The sequence below is a fragment of the Microbacterium sp. TPU 3598 genome (assembly GCF_002356155.1).
Classification (GTDB): domain Bacteria; phylum Actinomycetota; class Actinomycetes; order Actinomycetales; family Microbacteriaceae; genus Microbacterium; species Microbacterium maritypicum_A.
In genome coordinates this window covers 3015623-3031574 of the sequence record NZ_AP017975.1, presented here as the reverse complement: position 1 = coordinate 3031574, position 15952 = coordinate 3015623, and the positions used below count along the sequence as shown (strand labels likewise).

The following is a 15952-nucleotide window of genomic DNA, read 5'->3' as shown; positions in this document are numbered from 1 at the left end:
CCGGGGCGCTCAGGCCCTGGCGTCGCCGTCGATCGAGTCGTTCGACTCGTCGATGACCTGGTCCTCGGCGTCCGCATCGGCCTGTCCGGCGGATGAGCGGCTCTCGCGGCGTTCCTGCAACCGGGCGGAGGCGTCGGTGAGGGGCGTACGCAGGAACAGCATCGAGATGCTCATGCCGATCAGCGCGGCGAAGATCGCGGCGAGCCACCAGAACTCTCGGAAGATCGGGAAGAACACCCAGAGGATGGCGAGCGGGACGAGGAACGCCAGCAGCCGCAGCACGGTGTAGACGAGGAAAGGCGCGGGCTTCTTCACCCCTCCAGTCTACGTTCGCTGCGGACGGCCTCCGTCGCGGGTGCCGTCGGCGGTCCCGTCGTCGGTGCTGCGGGGGATGCCGAGTCGGGGGAAGGGGATGCCGCGCACCACGCGCCGCCACGGGTGCTCGCCGAGCGACCACAGCAGTCCCGCCTCGAGGTCGAGGGCGAGGTCTTCGCATCCGACCGGCAGCGGCACCGGAGTCGGAGCGAGCGCCTCGCGCCGGCCGCTCCAGAGCGTACCGGGGTGCATACGGTCGGATTGCGACACGAAGTGCCGATCGCCCCAGCGGACGGCCCCCTGCATCCGCGGGATGCCCGGGGTGAAGCGATCGACCTCGGCGAAGTCGTCCTCGGCGCTCGCGGGGACGATGAACTCGCCGATCCGGCCGCTGTCATCCGTGCGGTGCTCACCGATGAGCACTCGCGGCAACGACGCGCCAGCGTCGTCGAACACGCGGCCGAGGTACGAGCAGCGCAGCGCGATCGGATGCGCGCGGGTGCGTACCGCGATGAGCGCCGTCGTGCGTCCACTGCGACGGCGTGCCCCGGCCAGTCGCTGAGCGAGTGCGCCGTGCACCTGACGGATGTCGGACATGTCGAATTCCCAGACACCGCGTCCTGTGGCCGCGGCGAACAGGCGATCCCCGAACCAGGCGAGCCCACCGGCGTGGATCCGCGCCGGTTGCAGCTCGCCCTCGTCATCGGTGACCGCGAGCAGGATGTCGATGTGGCGCGAGCGCTCCAGATCGACGAGCGTGACGCGGGAGGCGAGGTGCTCCCCGGAGAGCTCCTGACGGAACCAGCTCACGGCCAGGGTGCGTCGCCCGCGCCACTCGCCGACGTCGACGCCCTGCGGGTACCAGCGCCTGGTCCACGTCCTCGCGCTGAGCCATCGCAGATCGACGGTGTCGCGACGACGCTGCCGCACGGGACGCCAGGTCGATCCGAAGGGCCAGAGCATGCTCCCATCGTCGTCGATGCGTCGCGCGGGTGCGAACCGAACCTCGAAGAGCGCGGCATCGCGGCGCGTAGATTCCATCATGCTGGCATGTATTATGTTACCGGAGGTCGATTTCGTCTCTGGGAACGAATGCGACGACGAAGAACGTCTCGGGGGAGTCTGATGGGGGTCAGACGACCCCGTGGCCCGCGGGGTCGTATCTGCGATCCTGCATCCCGAACGTGTCACGTTCGGCAGTGCGATGCACTGGGAGGTGTGGTTCCGTTCGGGTGCGGGACCACACCTCAGTGCTCGTCTCCGTGGACACCCATCGTTCACCTCCGCGTCGCCATCCGGCAACGACCGCCTGGCACCATTCCCGGACACCGTCCGTCTCCGGGAGTCCTGTGCGCACACCCTTCGTCACCGTCATCCTGCCCGCGAAAGACGCCGGCGAGTACATCGGGACGACGCTCGAAACCCTCACCCGCCAGTTCGACGATGCCGGAGCGGTCAAGCTCGTGGCCATCGACGACGGGTCCCGCGACGACACCGGCGAGCTCATGCAGAAGTACGCGCAGTGCTTCGATTACGCCGAGGTGCTCCGGAATCCGACGGCGCGCGGGCTCGCGACGGCCCGCAATCAAGGCCTCGCGCATGTCGAGGGCGACGCCTTCTGCTTCCTGGACGGCGACGACTGGATGCAGCCGCGGCGGCTCGAGGTACTGCTGTCGCGTATGCGGGAGCTCGGCTGCGACTTCGTGCGCACCGACCACGTCACGGTGACCGATGGACAGCGGGCGCTCGTCCGCGCACCGCACCCGTGGCGGGAGCGGGTGACACCGCCGCGAGAGGCGATCCTGCCCGAGAACGAGTCGACGATGGTCGACTATCCCTACGCCTGGGCAGGGCTCTTCCACCGCCGGATCATCGACAGCGGTCTCGCGGCGTTCCCGGAGGGCCTGTTCACAGCGGAGGACCGTCCTTGGATCTGGCGACTGCACCTGCAGGCCCGATCGTTCGCTGTGGTCGATGCGCCTGCCCTGCTCTACCGCCGGGGCGTCGCCACATCGCTGACGCAGGTGCACGATCGGCGGCAACTCGACTTCGCCAGGGCCATGAATGAGGTCGTCTCAGTGGTCGAGCAGGACGCGGAGGCGGAGCGCTTCCTGCCCAAGGTCGTCTGGACCGCACTCGCCCTCAGCTCCCACCACCTCGTGCGCGCACGGCGGATGAGCCCACAGCTGCGCACGGAGATGCGATCCGGGATCCGCGACATGCTCCGCCGGCTCCCCACTGATGAGGTGACTGCGGTGCTGGGGCGCCTCGGCGGGCCGCGCCGCCGCGTGCTCGCGCGCATCCTCCGACAGGCAGGGCGTGCGGCATGACGCAGATCTTCGCGCTCCACAGCGCCTATGGCCTGGCGACGGCCGTCGCCGGGATCGATTCCGGACTCCTCGACGCGTCCGTCGGCGAGCGCCTCCTGGTTCCCTTCACCTCGTCTCGAGTGCCCGAGACGGTGGTCGGGATCGCGCACGACCCGGCGCTCGGATCTCTGCGTGCGCGGTTCGACCGTATCGAGCCGTGGGAAGACCTGCTCGGGCCCATGCATCCGAGTTCGTGGGAGCCGGCCGATTCCGACCTGCCGATGCTGGAGCGGCTGTTCGCACGCGCGTGGGATCTGGATCCTCACGATCTCGAACTGTTCGTGCAGAGTCCGCAGGTCGCGCCGGCCCGCACACTGATGGCGTTGTTCCCGCAGGCGCGCATCACGATCATCGGCGATGGTCTGATGACGTACTCGCCGATGCGGGTGCGGATCCCCTACTCCGTCGCCGCACGCATCGAACAGGTCGTCTACGCCGATGTCGTACCGGGGGTCCGACCGCTCGTCGGGTCACCTGGTGCACAGGTCGTGCCGGTGCCGCCGCGGGTGTTCGCCGCCGCCCTGGGCGAGACGGATGCCGGCTCGACCGAGCCTCCGGACGAGTCCGGCTCGACGGTGCTCGTGCTCGGACAGTACCTGTCGGCGCTCGGACTGATGACGGCGGCCGCCGAGATCGATCTGCAGACGCGCCTGGTCGACCGCGCGGCGCAGTGGCGACCGCGGCGCATCGTGTTCAAACCACATCCGGCCGCTCCGCCGCTGGTGACCGCCGCCGTCGAAGGGGCAGCGGCCCGTCGCGGCATCGACTTCGAGGAGTATCGCGGCCCCCTCCCCGCGGAACTGCTCGCCGAGCGACTGGACGCGGTGGCGGTGGTCGCCGGGTTCTCCACCGCGCTGCCGACCGTGCATGCGCTCTTCGGCCGGGCGATCGGTTCGGCGGGAAACGACACCGTGCTGGCCGCCCTGACGCCTTTCGAGAACAGCAACCGGATTCCCGTCACCCTGGTCGACGCCCTCACGCGTGAGGACTCGCCCTACGCCGATCCTGCCCGACTGCAGCTGCTCATCGACGCGGTCGGCTATGCGATGCAGCCGGAGATCGCCGGCCACCTGCGGGGTCGGGCCGAGGAACTGCTGCGTGGCCTCGACGCCGACGAGCGTGCTCGGTACTTCACGCCCCGACGGCTCGCCGAGCTGCGGCTGCCCGGTGCGCCGGCGGAGAACGCCCTGCGTCGTGCGCTGCGTCCTGCCGGGGGAGTGGGCAGGATCGAGGAGTGGCGCCTTCACGCCCTCGGGGCCAGGAGGCGGGCAGGGCGTGCGTGGCGGGCGCTACGCGGACGATGACGATGGCGACGACGAGGATGTGGACGATGGACGAGCGGAAGCCCCTCACGGTGGCGATCATCCCGGCGCGCGGGGGATCGAAGCAGGTGCCACGCAAGAACCTGCAGCGCGTCGGCGGTGTGCCCCTGGTCGAGCGTGCGGTCCGCGCCGCGGCCGCCGCACCCGGCATCGATCTGGTCGTCGTCTCGACAGACGATGACGAGATCGCTGCGGTGGCGACGTCGGCCGGCGCGCGGGTGGTCCGTCGCCCCGCGGCGCTCTCCGGTGACACCGCGACCTCGGAGAGCGCGATCCTGCATGCATTGGACGACCTCGAGGCGAACGGAGACGCCGTCGGCATCGTGGCGTTCCTGCAGGCGACCTCGCCGTTCATCCCGAGCGATGCGCTCGCTGACGCCGTGGAGGAGATCCGTGCCGACCGTGCCGACAGCGTCTTCTCGGCTCACGAGACCTACGGGTTCCTGTGGCGGGAAGGGGAGGGGAGCGAGGCGGTGGCGATCAACCACGAAGCCGCGCACCGCCCGCGCCGACAGGACCGGGAGCCGCACCACCTCGAGACCGGCGCGTTCTATGTGTTCCGGGCCGCGGGCTTCCGCGAGAACAGGCATCGCTTCTTCGGCAGGACCCGCATCGCGGCGGTGCCGGAGTGGACGGCGATCGAGATCGACGATGCGGATCAACTCCGCGTCGCCCGTGCGCTCGCCCGCCTGCACGAGGCCCCCACGCCCATCCCGGTCCGCGCGGTCGTCACCGACTTCGACGGCGTGCACACCGACGACACCGCGATCATCGACGCCGACGGCGGTGAACGGGTGCGGGTCAGCCGGGAGGACGGCATGGGCGTCGCCCTGCTGCGCCGAGCCGGCGTGCCGCTGCTGATCCTGTCGACCGAGGTGAATCCGGTGGTCCGCGCTCGCGCCGACAAGCTCAGGGTCCCCGTGCTGCACGGCATCGACGACAAGGAGACGGCGCTGCGCAACTGGGCGCGCGACAACGAGGTGCCTCTCGGCGACATCGCCTACCTCGGCAACGACGTCAACGACCTGCCGGCGATGCGGATCGTGGGGTGGCCGGTCGCGGTCGCGAACGCGCATCCGCTGGTGATCGAAGAGGCCCGTGTCGTGCTGCGTCGCAGAGGTGGAGAGGGTGCGGTGCGGGAGCTGATCGAGCGGGTGTTGTCGAGCTGACCGATGCCGGTAACCCGGCGGTCGCCCGGTGTTCATCCTCGGCCCGTATCCAGGAAGGAGGGGTAGCACCAACGCTCGAACACCGGAGGAATCATGACTGTCAGCATCGGCTCACGAGTGATCGGCGGCGGGCGTCCTGCCTACGTCATCGCAGAGATCGGCCTGAACCACAACGGCGACGTCGACATCGCGAAGAAGCTCATCGACGTCGCGGCCCGAGCCGGTGCCGATGCCGTGAAGTTCCAGAAGCGCACTCCGGAGATCTCGACGCCGGAGCACATGCGCGACGTTCCGCGCGAGACGCCCTGGGGTGTGATGAGCTACCTCGACTACCGCCGTCGTGTCGAGTTCGGGCGCGACGAGTACGTCGAGATCGGCGACCACGCCACGATGCTCGGCCTGGACTGGTTCGCCTCGCCGTGGGACGTTCCCAGCGTCGCGTTCCTCGAAGACCTGAACGTGGTGGCCCACAAGGTCGCCTCGGCCAGCCTTACCGACACCGAACTGCTGATCGCGCTGCGAGAGACCGGCAAGCCCGTGATCCTCTCCACCGGCATGTCGACCATCGAGCAGATCGACCGGGCGCTCGACACGCTCGGCACCGATCGGGTGGTCCTCATGCATGCGACGTCGACCTACCCGCTGGAGCCGGAAGAGGCGAACCTGCGGGTGATCGCGACGCTGCGCGACCGCTATCCCGGAGTGCCCGTCGGCTACTCGGGTCATGAGCGCGGACTGCAGATCTCTCTCGCCGCCGTGGCCATCGGAGCCGTCGCCGTCGAGCGCCACATCACCCTGGACCGCACGATGTGGGGATCCGACCATGCGGCCTCGCTCGAGCCGACGGGCCTCGAGCACCTCGTACGCGACATCCGTGTGATCGAGCGTGCGACCGGCGACGGCGTCAAGCGGGTGTTCGACAGCGAGCGTGCGCCGATGGCGAAGCTGCGCCGCGTTCCGGCATGACGGCGGCCACCGGCATCCGCGTCGTCGCCATCGCGGATGCCGACTCGTTCGTGAAGTGGGCCGCCTCCCTTCTCGGTTCCGTGCCGGGTGTGCGCCCGCACCTGCTGCTCGTGCGCACACCGCTCACGGCCAGCGCGGAGCAGCAGCGCACGGCTCTCGCCGGCACGACGCTCAGACCGGATGACGTCACCCGCATCGGGTTCGCGCAGACGGAGGCCTGGCTGGCCGGACAGCGCCCCGACGTGGTCCTGCTCGCGGGGCGCGGACCGTTCGTGCGGCTGATGGGACGCGTGATCGACGCGTTGGAGCATCGACCGGTCACGGTCTCGGGACTGCCCGGCATGGCGATCCCCGCCCAGCGCGGGGCGCTGGACTACCGCCGCCACACCGATCTGCTGGTCGTGCATTCCCACAGGGAGGTGCGGGCCTTCGAAGAACTCGGCCGCCGCATCGGGGTGCAGACGCCGGTGGCGCTCGCCACCCTCCCGTTCGCCCGGCGGCGGCAGCGCATGCTGCGTCCGGAGCGCGTCGGCATCGATGCGGTGGCGGGTCGGCGAGCCGGTCTTGCCTCTCGGGGCGGTGGCGTCGCGGTCGCCGAGCGCCCTCCGCGGCCTGCCCCGGTCAAGCCACCGGCGACCGACGTCGTCTTCGCCGCGCAGGCCCTCGTTCCGCTCGCGAAAGACCAGCGGGCCGAGATCGCGGCCATGCTCGTGCGGGCGGCCGAGGCCGAGCCGGGTCGCCGTGTGGTGGTGAAGCTGCGTTCGCGGCCGGGGGAGTCGGAGACCCACCTCGAGCGCGAACCGTATGCGGGGCTGCTGCCGTCGCGCCTGCCGCCGAACCTCGTTTTCTCCTACGACTCGATGAGCACCGCGCTCGAGACGGCCGCGGGCCTCGTCACGGTGAGCTCCACCGCCGCGATCGAGGCCACGGCTCTCGGTGTGCCCGTGATCGCCCTCGACGCGTTCGGGGTGAGCAAGGACCTGCTGAACACGGTGTTCGTGGGAAGCGGGCTGCTCGGCGGTCGCAGCGAGGTCGTGGCGGGGCGCTTCCGGCATCCGCACCCTGACTGGCTGCGCGACAACTACTTCCACCCCGATGGCGAGTCGACGTGGTGGGAGCGGGTCGAGCAGCTCGTGGCGCTGCGGCGTTCAGGGGCACTGCCGGCGCGGCGGGTGCCGTCGGCCCGCGGCGGATCACTGCACGAGGCCTGGCATCGGGCGAGTGTGCTCGGCGCAGAGGATCGCACGATACGAGGGACGGTGGCGCTGGCCATGGGCGCGCCGGCGACCCGAGCGCTGGCCGCGGTGCGCGGACGCCGACTGCCCGCCGACGGCGGAACCTGGGCGGACGCGTCGACCGACTACACGTTGGAGCCGAACCCGTTCGACGACTCCCTCCGGCGCTGAGCGAGCGCGCTCCTCGGCGCTGCCGAAACCCAGACGCTTCGTTCCACCGTCGGGGTGTCGCGCCACGACGCGCGGATGATGCGCCACTGCGTCTGGGTTTCGGCATGCCCGCAGCGGCGCACCACCGGGCGCGGTCAGTTGCTGCGACGGATCGCGCGCACTCCGACGATCAGTCCGACGACCGCGACGGCGAGCGCCGAGACCCAGCCCCACAACACGGTGACATCGCCGAGGTCTCCCGCGAACAGGGCACGCTCGGCCTGGACGACCCAGTTGACCGGGTTGACCGAGGCGACGGCTCGCATCCAGTCGGGCGCCGCGTCGAGGGGCAGCAGCATCCCCGACAGGATCAGCAGCGGGAAGATCAGCGACTGCTGCACACCCCAGAACAGCCACTCCCGATCCTTCGTCGCGAGAGCCAGCGAGTACGACAGCGAGCCGAGACCCACTCCGAACACGGCAAGCAGTGCCAGGCCGATGAGCAGACCGGGGATGTCGGCCGCGAATCCGAACGGCCAGGCGATCAGCACGATCACCAGAGCCTGCACGACGATCGGTGCGATCTCCTTGAGAGCACGCCCGACCAGCAGCGAGGAGCGGGCGAGCGGGGCGACCAGAGTGCGCTCGTGCGAGCCGGTCATCATCTCGTACTGCAGGTTCGACCCGGTCGACCCGGTGCCGAACAGCACGATCATCACCAGCACGCCCGGCACGAACCACGCCAGCGTCTCACCGGCCGGCTGTCCGGAGTCGCCGATCAGCAGGGGCGCGAACAGCCCGAGGAAGATGAGCGGCTGCAGCAGGCTGAAGATCAGCGTGAAAGGGTCGCGGAGCACGGGCTTGAGTTCGCGCGTCAGCACGTTCCGGGTGTCGCGCGCGAGGTTCGGGCGCACGAGGGTGTCGTTGACGGTCATGAGAGGACTCCTGTCGTGCGGTTGTCGGAGGCGGGGCTGTTCTCGGGGTGCCGGGAGCGGATGCTTCGCCCGTGGCATCCGCTCCTTCTCCGGCATCGCGGAGGGTGCGGCCGGTGAGGGCGAGGAAGACGTCATCGAGCGTCGGCGGTACTCCTGTGGCCCGACGGACCAGGATCCCGGCGGCGTCGAGTTCGCGCACGATCACCGGGAGCAGCCGGTCGCCGTCCTGCACGGCGAGGGAGATCGATTGCCCGTCCGCGGTCACCGGCGCCGGGCTGAGACGGGCGACCACGGCGCGGGCGCTCGCCGCCTCGGCGGCATCCGCGAATCCGAAGGTGAGCACGTCGCCGGCAAGGGTCGCCTTGAGGGAGGCGGCGTCGTCGTCGGCGATGATCCGCCCCTTGTCCATCACCATCACCCGCTCGGCGTAGCGGTCGGCCTCTTCCAGATAGTGCGTGGTGAGGAACACCGTGGTGCCGTGCTGCGTGCGCAGGTCGAGGATGTGCTCCCAGAGGTTCGCCCGGCTCTGCGGGTCGAGTCCGGTGGAGGGCTCGTCGAGGAAGATGAGGGGAGGTGCGTGCATGAGTCCGAGCGCGATGTCGAGTCGGCGCTTCTGTCCGCCGCTGAGCTGCTGCACACTGCGGGTCGCGAAGGACGTGAGATCGAGGGAGTCGATGAGCTCGTCCGCTCGCCGGGCGCTGTCCCGACGCGACATGCCGTAGAAGGCGCCCTGGCTGAGCAGCTCGTCGCGTAGGCGCTGCGAGAAGCTGCCGCTCGTGAGCTGACCGACATACCCGATGCGTGCGCGTACCCCGGCCGCGTCGGAGCGGATGTCGTGGCCGACGACCCGCGCATGGCCGGAGGTGGGCGGGATCAGGGTGGTCAGCATCCGCAGAGTCGTCGATTTGCCGGCGCCGTTGGGACCGAGGAAGGCGACGAGCTCTCCGCGCACGGCGGTGAAGGAGACGTCGGTCACGGCGTGGACCGGCGTCTTCTTGACGGTGAAGACCTTGGTCAGGCCTTCGGTCTCGATGAGGGATTCGTTCATGGGAGCGAGCGTAAGAACCAATGCGGACAGATCCTGTCCGCATATTCTGACAATCTGAGACGCATGACCGACACCACCTCCCGTGCTCTCGATCTGCTCAACCTGCTGCAGACGCACCGGCACTGGCCGGGGACGGAACTCGCCGCCCGGCTGGGAGTGACCGAGCGCACCGTGCGCCGCGACGTCGATCGGCTGCGCGAACTCGGCTATCGGGTCGAGTCGACGCCCGGTGCGGCGGGCGGATACCGGTTGGAGGCGGGGAGCGCCGTGCCTCCGCTGCTGCTCACCGACGACGAGGCGGTGACCATGGCGATCGGACTCCGCATCGCCGCCACGCAGCAGCTGGTCGGCGGACCCGACGTGACGCTCACGGCTCTTGCGAAGCTGGAGCAGGTGCTTCCATCGGCGCTGCGGCAACGGGTGAACGCGCTCGCCGCATCGGTGCAGGCGCCGCGCATCGGAGAAGGGCCGGTGGTCTCACCCGAGGTGCTGGGGGAGATCGCGCTCGCCACCCGCGACACCGAGCGGCTGCGCCTGCGGTACCTCGACGGGGAAGGGCGCGAGAGCGTGCGCCGCGTCGAGCCGCATGCCCTGGCCCCGGCCGGTCGCAAGTGGTTCCTGTTGTGCTGGGACCTCGATCGGGACGACTGGCGCACGTTCCGCGTCGACCGCATCGCCGCGGTGGAACACACGCGTGTGCTGTTCACCCGTCGCGAGATCACGGAGGACGAGATCGAGGAGCGCGTGCTCGTCGCCTCGTCGTGGTCGCCGCAGAAGGTCGAGGCGGCCGCCGTGATGGAGCTGCCGCTCGCCGAGATGCAGGAGCGCTTCGGGCCCTGGTCGCAGGGCGCGACCGCTGTGGGGGAAGAGCACACCCGCTGGCCGGTCGGTGGCTCCGATTGGCGCGAGGCGATGTACGGACTGCTCTGGATCCCGGAGGGCATCGAGTACACGGTCGCCCTGTCGGATCCGCACCGCAGCGAGCTGCGCGAGGCGGTCGCACGACTTCTGCGCGCCCTCGACGCCCCGGAGCCGGATGACGCCGGGTGACGAAGAGGCGTCATCCGCAGACTCATAGGGTTATCCCAGGCAACCATCCTGGCGGGGAAGATCACGGCCGGGTAACGTCAGTCCCATCGCGGCGATCCGGGCGGTCCCGGGCCTCAGTTCATACCTGAAGGCGTTGCGGGTTCGACTCCCGCCGTCGCGTCCATTTGAAGGCATCTCACCCGTTCCGGTCGCAGTTGCTGCCGCCTCGACGCACGCAGAACGGCAGGAACTGCGACCGGAACACGACGGGGTTCCCGGGGAGGATCCGCCTCACAGCCCCAACTGGTCCAGCCTCTCCTCGAAGCGCACCTGCACGTCCTCCGGCTCATCCCCCTCGGACTCGGCCCAGATCGCGTCCAACTCCTTCTGCACCGACTCGGGCAGGGCGGCGAACTTCTCGTCCCAGGCAGCGACCGGCGTCCAGTAGCCGACGACCTTGAACCGGGTCGCGGGCAGGCCGAGCTCCTTGCGCAGGTACTTGCGCACGTCGCGCAGCGCCACGGTCTCGCCGGCCACCCACACGTAGCCCTTGTCGAGCGGGAGCCGGTCGTCGACGATGCCGCGCACGAGCGGGCCGAGCGCGCTGGGTCCGTGGCCGTTGCCGCCGACCACCCAGGTCACCTCGACGTCTGCGCCCACCTCGAGAGCGACGCGGTCCTCCTCGCTCGGCACTTCGAGCACGACCCTCGTGCGCACGCCCTCCGGGGCCTCGGCGATGATGCGCGCCACGGCCGGAAGTCCGGTGAGATCGGCGACGAGCACCTGCCAGGTGATGCCCTCCGGCGGCGAGTACAGGCCCGTCGGGGAGTTGAAGCCGAGTACGTGCCCCGGCTCCGCCCGCGCGGCCCAGGGGCCCGCGACACCTGCCTCGTGGATCACGAAGTCGATGTCGAGTTCGCCGGCATCCGGGCGCACGCCGCTGATCGTATAGGTCCGCATCGGGGCCTCGGGTGCACCCTCGGGCGTCTCCCACCAGTCGCCCGCCGGTACGGGCAATGAGACATCCTTGGGGTCTTCGCCGTGCGGGAAGAACACCCGCACGTACTCGTCGCCGATGCCGGTGCTGAGGAAGTCGGCGACCCCCTCGCCGCCGAGCGTGACGCGGACCAGGGTCGGGGTGAGGGTGGTCGTGCTGCTGACGATGCCGCGGTGGATGCTCACGGAGTCTCCGTCTCTGTAGGGCGAATCTCTTGGGTGGGGGATGGCTCGGTGCGGGTGGATGTGCTGCGGGTCTGGGCGAGCCAGGAGTCGCGGTAGAGCCCCTCGGTCGCGAGGAGCTCTTCATGCGTGCCGCGCTGCGTCATCCGTCCGTCGGCGAAGACGACGATCTGCTCGGCGGTCACTGCCTGCTGCAGTCGGTGGGCGATGAGCACCGCCGTGCGTCCCTCCCGCAGTGCCGCGATCGCGTCTTCGACGGCTTCGCGGTGGTGGAGCCCCACGTCTGCGGTGGCCTCGTCGAGGATCACCACATCCGAGTCGGCGAGGAAGGCGCGGGCGACCGCAAGCTGCTGGATGCGCCCCTCGTCGAGCGGTACGACGGAATCGGCGGACGAGCTCTCGCCCTCTGCGGACTCCTCACGACGCATCGCCTCGACCGCCCACTGCGCCCCGACCGCCCGCAGCGCCGCCACCATCTCGTCGCCGCTCGCTTCGGGGGCGACGAGGCGCAGGTTGTCGGCGATGCTGCCCCGGAAGTGGTGCAGCTCCTGCGACAGGTAGTACGGGGCGTCTGTGCGGGACGCCAGGTGCACGCTTCCCGACGTCGGCGGGTGATGTCCGGCGATGACGCGCGCCAGCGTGCTCTTGCCCGACCCCGAGGTGCCCACCAGCGCCGCCGTGGTGCCGGGGTCGACCCGCAGGGTCACGCCGCTGATCCCCCGGCCGGTGGTGGGGTAGTGGAACGTCACGTCCCGCACCTCGATGCCCGCGGATGCCGGTGGTGCAGCTTCCGTCTCCGGGCTCTGGGCGGCCGGCGCGGGCGCGAGATCGATGACCCCGACGAGTCGCGCGAGACCGATGGCTGCCCGCTGGATGTCGTCGAGTCCGAAGATCAGCTGTCCGACCGGGCCGAACAGGCGATGGAACAGCAGCGCAGCAGTGGTGACCGCGCCTACCGTGACAGCGCCGGCGGACTGCAGCAGGAATCCGGCGCCGAGGATCGCGGCCAGCCCGACGAGCTCACCGCCGTTGATCCAGCGGAACAGGCGATTCGTCACCCGCACGCCCTCGATCTGCATGTGGATCGACGCCACCGCGCGCTCGCGCACCCGCTCGAGAGCGGGCTCCTGCTCGTTGAACGCGGTGAGGGTCTCGATGCCCTCCACGGCGTCGAGCACGGCCTGGCTGCGCGCGGCCTCGCGCACCCGTACCTCGCGGAACACCACGCGGGACTTCCGCAGAAAAGCGCGCGTACCGAGGATGTAGAACGGCGCGGAGGCGAGGCCCGCAAGCGCCAGCCAGGGATCCAGAGCGGTCAGCGCGACCACCGAGACGCCGATCGCGAACCCCGCGGACAGCAGGGTCGGAGCGACGTTCCCTCCGGCTTCGGCAACGGCATCGACGTCGCCGGTCACGCGGGAGAGCAGATCGGCGCTCTCTCCGTCGTCGACCGCGCTGACGGGCAGCCGCATCGCCGAGGCGAACACGTCTTCACGCAGGCTCGCGAGCATGTCCTGCACCAAGCCGGTGAGCACGCGCACGGCCCACAGCATCACCACAGCGGCACCGATGGCGCCCAGACCCGCACCGGCGACCCACCCGGCGATGGTCGCGAAGCCCGCGTCGGACGACACGGCATCGACGATGCGCCCCAGGCACGCGGGCATCACGATCCCGAGAGCGGATGCCGCGAGGAACAGCGCGGCGACAGCGGCGGTACGACCGGGATGCTGTCGCAGCAACCCACCCACGACGGCCCGCACACGGGAGCCGGAGGCGATCGGGAGCAGCGCGGCGGTCGAGGTCGAGTCACTCATGGCGTGTATCCGATCCTTCGGAGGGAAGCTCGACGACCCGGTCGCAGGCTCCGAGCAGCACCGGCGAGGTGGTGATCACGATCACGGTCTCGGTGTGCTCTGCAAGGGCGCGGGCGATGTGCGCCTCTGTGATGGCGTCGACGGCCGAGGTGGGCTCGTCGAGCACGAGCACGTCGGCCTCCGCGTGCAGGGCTCGGGCGATGCCGATGCGCTGGCGCTGTCCGCCCGAGAGGCGTCGCCCGGCCTCTCCTACCTCTGACTCCCACCCTCCGACCTGCACCACGGTGTCGTGCAGCGCCGCCATCTCGATGAAGGGCGCGTGCGGCTGGTCCTCCACGCCGTGACCGCGCACGGCCTCGCGCAGGGAGCCGCTCACGATCGTCTGCCCGTGGGGCGGGGCTACCACGCGCCGGCGATACTCGACCGGGTCGAGGTCGGTCAGGTCGTGCAATTCGCCGTCGATCGCGAGCGCGACCCGGCCGCGGTCGGGTCGGGTGCGCAGACCGAGCAGACGCGAGAGGGCGCGGGCCGTGTCGCTGTCGGCGGGACGGATGCCGAGCAGTTCGCGCTCGCGCACCTCGACGGGCGCGGAGGCGGATCCCGCGCGGAAGGTCAGGACGACGTCCTCCGCCGGTCGTGCCGGGGCGGCCGCCGCGACGGGCGCATCGAGCAGGTCGTCGGCGTCGATCACCTCGGCGAGTCGCTTGGCCGAGGCGAGCTTGTGGATCCAGTTCGAGGGGAAGGAGCCCGCATACGCGAGGTAGCCGCTGATGAACTGGGCGAGCCCGAGCACCGTGACCAGCTCGCCGATGCTGATGCGGCCCTCGGAGGCGAACCAGGCCGACATACCCGCCAGCGCGGTGGTCGCGATCGCGGCCAGCGTTGCGCTCACCGCCTCGTATGACGCGAGGGATCGGCCGGCCGCCGTGGCGGCGCGTCGAGAGGTGTCGCTCGCGGCGATGTAGCGGCGCACGGCCTCCTCGCGGGCGCCGATGCCCACGAGCACCCGGAATCCGCTCATGAAGTCGGCGGCGACCGCCCCGGCCTCGGTGGCCGCCTGCTGCTCGACGAGGCCACGGCGTTCCAGCGGGCGCGACACGACCTGCATCACGAACATCATCGCGATGGTCGAGCCGAATACGACGAGCGTCGCGACGGGCGAGATCACCAGCATCGCGAGACCGGCTCCGAGGATCGCGGCGATCGTGGAGCACTGCTGTGCGACCGACCAGGCGACGCCGGCGACCCGATAGGTGTCCGACGTGACGAAGGTGAGGGCCTCACCGGGGGTCACCGTGCGGCGGGAGAGCCGCGGTCGCAGCATCCGGGAGAGCGTGAGGTGGCGCAGCGCCTGCTCGCCGTAGCCGTAGATCGACACCATGAGGCGGGACGCCGACTGGTAGCTCAGGGTCAGGACGAGGAACGTGCCGACCAGCACGCCGAGCCAGAGCGCGAGAGCTGCGGGGTCGGCGGGGAGCACGGCGCGGTCGATCGTCGCGCCGATGATCACGGGGATCGTCGCCTCGGCGAGCGCATGCACGATGAGCAGCGCGGTCGCTCCGGCGAGGGCGATGCCACGCCCCTCCGACTTCAGCGCGATCCCGAAGAGCCTCCGCGGCGTGGGCGTCACGGTGTCCGCCGACCGAGCGGGAGCACCAGCGGCGTCCCGGAGACGGGGTCGGTGATCACACGACACCGAAGGTCGTACACGGCGTGTACGAGCTCGGCCGTGATGATCGCGCGCGGATCGCCCTGCGCCACGATGGCCCCGTCGCGCATCGCCACGAGGTGCGTCGCGTAACGGGCCGCATGGTTGAGGTCGTGCAACACGGCGACGAGCGTGGTGCCGCTGCGGTGCAGGTCGGCGAACAGCTCCATCAGGTCGATCTGGTGCGCGATGTCGAGGAAGGTCGTCGGCTCGTCGAGCAGCAGATGCGTGGTCTGCTGGGCGAGGGCCATGGCCACCCAGACGCGCTGCCGCTGCCCACCGGAGAGCTCGTCGACCAGGCGCCGCGACAGATCGGTGACCCCGGTCGCGGCCATGGCCTCGGACACGGCGCGTTCGTCGGCGCTGCTCCACGTGCGCAGGGCGCTCTGGTGCGGGAACCGCCCGCGACCGACGAGATCGGCGACCGTGATGCCGTCGGGGGCGAGGGACGACTGCGGGAGCAGACCCAGCTTGCGGGCGACCTCCTTCGGCTTGAGCGAACGCAGTTCGTCGCCGTCGAGCAGCACGGCGCCGGTGGTCGGGCGCAGCAGCCGGGCGAATCCGCGCAGCAGGGTCGACTTGCCGCACGCGTTGGGTCCGATGATGATCGTGAACGAGTTGTCGGGAACCTCGAGAGTGAGGTCGGAGATGATCGGGGTGTCCCCGTAGCCCAGCGTGATGTCGCGGGCCCGCAGCGAAGCGGTCATGGG

Annotated in this window: 13 protein-coding genes, 1 tRNA gene and 1 pseudogene; 7 read left to right on the top strand and 8 right to left on the bottom strand. The window is 70.4% G+C overall.

Annotated features, from left to right (window positions below; all coding sequences use genetic code 11):
- Positions 1–9: 9 nt before the first annotated feature.
- Both MST3598_RS14460 and MST3598_RS14455 read right to left on the bottom strand, forming a co-directional pair.
- Positions 10–315 carry a DUF4229 domain-containing protein gene (locus MST3598_RS14460; RefSeq protein WP_029260013.1) on the bottom strand — a complete coding sequence of 102 codons (306 nt, stop codon included), beginning with the start codon at positions 313–315 and terminating at the stop codon, positions 10–12.
- A 9-nt stretch (positions 316–324) separates the two neighbouring features.
- Complete coding sequence (locus MST3598_RS14455) at positions 325–1359, bottom strand: hypothetical protein (RefSeq protein ID WP_036271720.1); 1035 nt, start codon at positions 1357–1359, stop codon at positions 325–327.
- A 305-nt stretch (positions 1360–1664) separates the two neighbouring features.
- On the opposite strand from MST3598_RS14455, the gene MST3598_RS14450 reads away from it, so the two are divergent.
- The 5 genes from MST3598_RS14450 (at position 1665) to MST3598_RS14435 (ending at position 7547) form a co-directional block, all read left to right on the top strand.
- Positions 1665–2645 (top strand): glycosyltransferase family 2 protein, encoded by a 981-nt coding sequence (locus MST3598_RS14450; protein WP_029260015.1) that lies wholly within the window; start codon positions 1665–1667, stop codon positions 2643–2645.
- On the top strand, positions 2642–3988 hold the full coding sequence (locus MST3598_RS14445; protein WP_029260016.1) for a polysialyltransferase family glycosyltransferase: 1347 nt from the start codon (positions 2642–2644) through the stop codon (positions 3986–3988). The genes MST3598_RS14450 and MST3598_RS14445 overlap by 4 nt, the downstream gene beginning before the upstream one ends.
- 26 nt (positions 3989–4014) lie before the next feature.
- Positions 4015–5175, top strand: coding sequence for an acylneuraminate cytidylyltransferase (locus tag MST3598_RS18610; RefSeq protein WP_029260017.1), 1161 nt, complete (start codon positions 4015–4017; stop codon positions 5173–5175).
- A 93-nt stretch (positions 5176–5268) separates the two neighbouring features.
- Positions 5269–6141, top strand: a complete 873-nt coding sequence (locus MST3598_RS18605) for an N-acetylneuraminate synthase family protein (protein ID WP_029260018.1) — start codon at positions 5269–5271, stop codon at positions 6139–6141.
- Positions 6138–7547, top strand: coding sequence for a DUF6716 putative glycosyltransferase (locus MST3598_RS14435; protein WP_051671168.1), 1410 nt, complete (start codon positions 6138–6140; stop codon positions 7545–7547). The genes MST3598_RS18605 and MST3598_RS14435 overlap by 4 nt, the downstream gene beginning before the upstream one ends.
- Positions 7548–7681: 134 nt before the next feature.
- Here MST3598_RS14435 and MST3598_RS14430 read toward each other — a convergent pair whose 3' ends face one another.
- Both MST3598_RS14430 and MST3598_RS14425 read right to left on the bottom strand, forming a co-directional pair.
- Positions 7682–8461 carry an ABC transporter permease gene (locus MST3598_RS14430; RefSeq protein WP_029260020.1) on the bottom strand — a complete coding sequence of 260 codons (780 nt, stop codon included), beginning with the start codon at positions 8459–8461 and terminating at the stop codon, positions 7682–7684.
- 58 nt (positions 8462–8519) lie between these two features.
- Positions 8520–9509, bottom strand: a pseudogene (locus tag MST3598_RS14425) (ABC transporter ATP-binding protein); the annotation flags it as partial.
- Positions 9510–9572: 63 nt separating this feature from the next.
- Here MST3598_RS14425 and MST3598_RS14420 point away from each other — a divergent pair.
- Together MST3598_RS14420 and MST3598_RS18405 are read left to right on the top strand one after the other, a co-directional pair.
- A complete protein-coding gene (locus tag MST3598_RS14420) occupies positions 9573–10559 on the top strand; it encodes a helix-turn-helix transcriptional regulator (RefSeq protein ID WP_029260022.1) in 987 nt (328 codons plus the stop codon).
- Between the two features lie 87 nt (positions 10560–10646).
- A tRNA-Met gene (locus MST3598_RS18405) sits at positions 10647–10722 on the top strand.
- A gap of 107 nt (positions 10723–10829) precedes the next feature.
- On the opposite strand, the gene MST3598_RS14415 is transcribed toward MST3598_RS18405, so the two are convergent.
- From MST3598_RS14415 to MST3598_RS14400, 4 genes are read right to left on the bottom strand one after another with little or no spacing between them, the layout of a single operon-like run.
- Entirely contained in the window at positions 10830–11720 is an 891-nt protein-coding gene (locus tag MST3598_RS14415; protein ID WP_029260023.1) for a siderophore-interacting protein, read from the bottom strand.
- Positions 11717–13534, bottom strand: coding sequence for an ABC transporter ATP-binding protein (locus MST3598_RS14410; protein ID WP_051671169.1), 1818 nt, complete (start codon positions 13532–13534; stop codon positions 11717–11719). The genes MST3598_RS14415 and MST3598_RS14410 overlap by 4 nt, the downstream gene beginning before the upstream one ends.
- On the bottom strand, positions 13527–15164 hold the full coding sequence (locus MST3598_RS14405) for an ABC transporter transmembrane domain-containing protein (RefSeq protein ID WP_036271721.1): 1638 nt from the start codon (positions 15162–15164) through the stop codon (positions 13527–13529). The genes MST3598_RS14410 and MST3598_RS14405 overlap by 8 nt, the downstream gene beginning before the upstream one ends.
- Positions 15161–15949 (bottom strand): ABC transporter ATP-binding protein, encoded by a 789-nt coding sequence (locus tag MST3598_RS14400; RefSeq protein WP_029260026.1) that lies wholly within the window; start codon positions 15947–15949, stop codon positions 15161–15163. The genes MST3598_RS14405 and MST3598_RS14400 overlap by 4 nt, the downstream gene beginning before the upstream one ends.
- Positions 15950–15952: the final 3 nt, after the last annotated feature.

What these genes read in the sequence shown, in the direction of transcription:
- MST3598_RS14445 (WP_029260016.1), top strand. Translation starts at nt 2,642, where the DNA reads ATGACGCAGATCTTCGCGCTCCACAGCGCCTATGGCCTGGCGACGGCC.
- MST3598_RS14430 (WP_029260020.1), bottom strand. Translation starts at nt 8,461, where the DNA reads ATGACCGTCAACGACACCCTCGTGCGCCCGAACCTCGCGCGCGACACC.
- MST3598_RS14435 (WP_051671168.1), top strand. Translation starts at nt 6,138, where the DNA reads ATGACGGCGGCCACCGGCATCCGCGTCGTCGCCATCGCGGATGCCGAC.
- MST3598_RS18605 (WP_029260018.1), top strand. Translation starts at nt 5,269, where the DNA reads ATGACTGTCAGCATCGGCTCACGAGTGATCGGCGGCGGGCGTCCTGCC.
- MST3598_RS14410 (WP_051671169.1), bottom strand. Translation starts at nt 13,534, where the DNA reads ATGAGTGACTCGACCTCGACCGCCGCGCTGCTCCCGATCGCCTCCGGC.
- MST3598_RS14400 (WP_029260026.1), bottom strand. Translation starts at nt 15,949, where the DNA reads ATGACCGCTTCGCTGCGGGCCCGCGACATCACGCTGGGCTACGGGGAC.
- MST3598_RS14420 (WP_029260022.1), top strand. Translation starts at nt 9,573, where the DNA reads ATGACCGACACCACCTCCCGTGCTCTCGATCTGCTCAACCTGCTGCAG.
- MST3598_RS18610 (WP_029260017.1), top strand. Translation starts at nt 4,015, where the DNA reads ATGGACGAGCGGAAGCCCCTCACGGTGGCGATCATCCCGGCGCGCGGG.
- MST3598_RS14455 (WP_036271720.1), bottom strand. Translation starts at nt 1,359, where the DNA reads ATGATGGAATCTACGCGCCGCGATGCCGCGCTCTTCGAGGTTCGGTTC.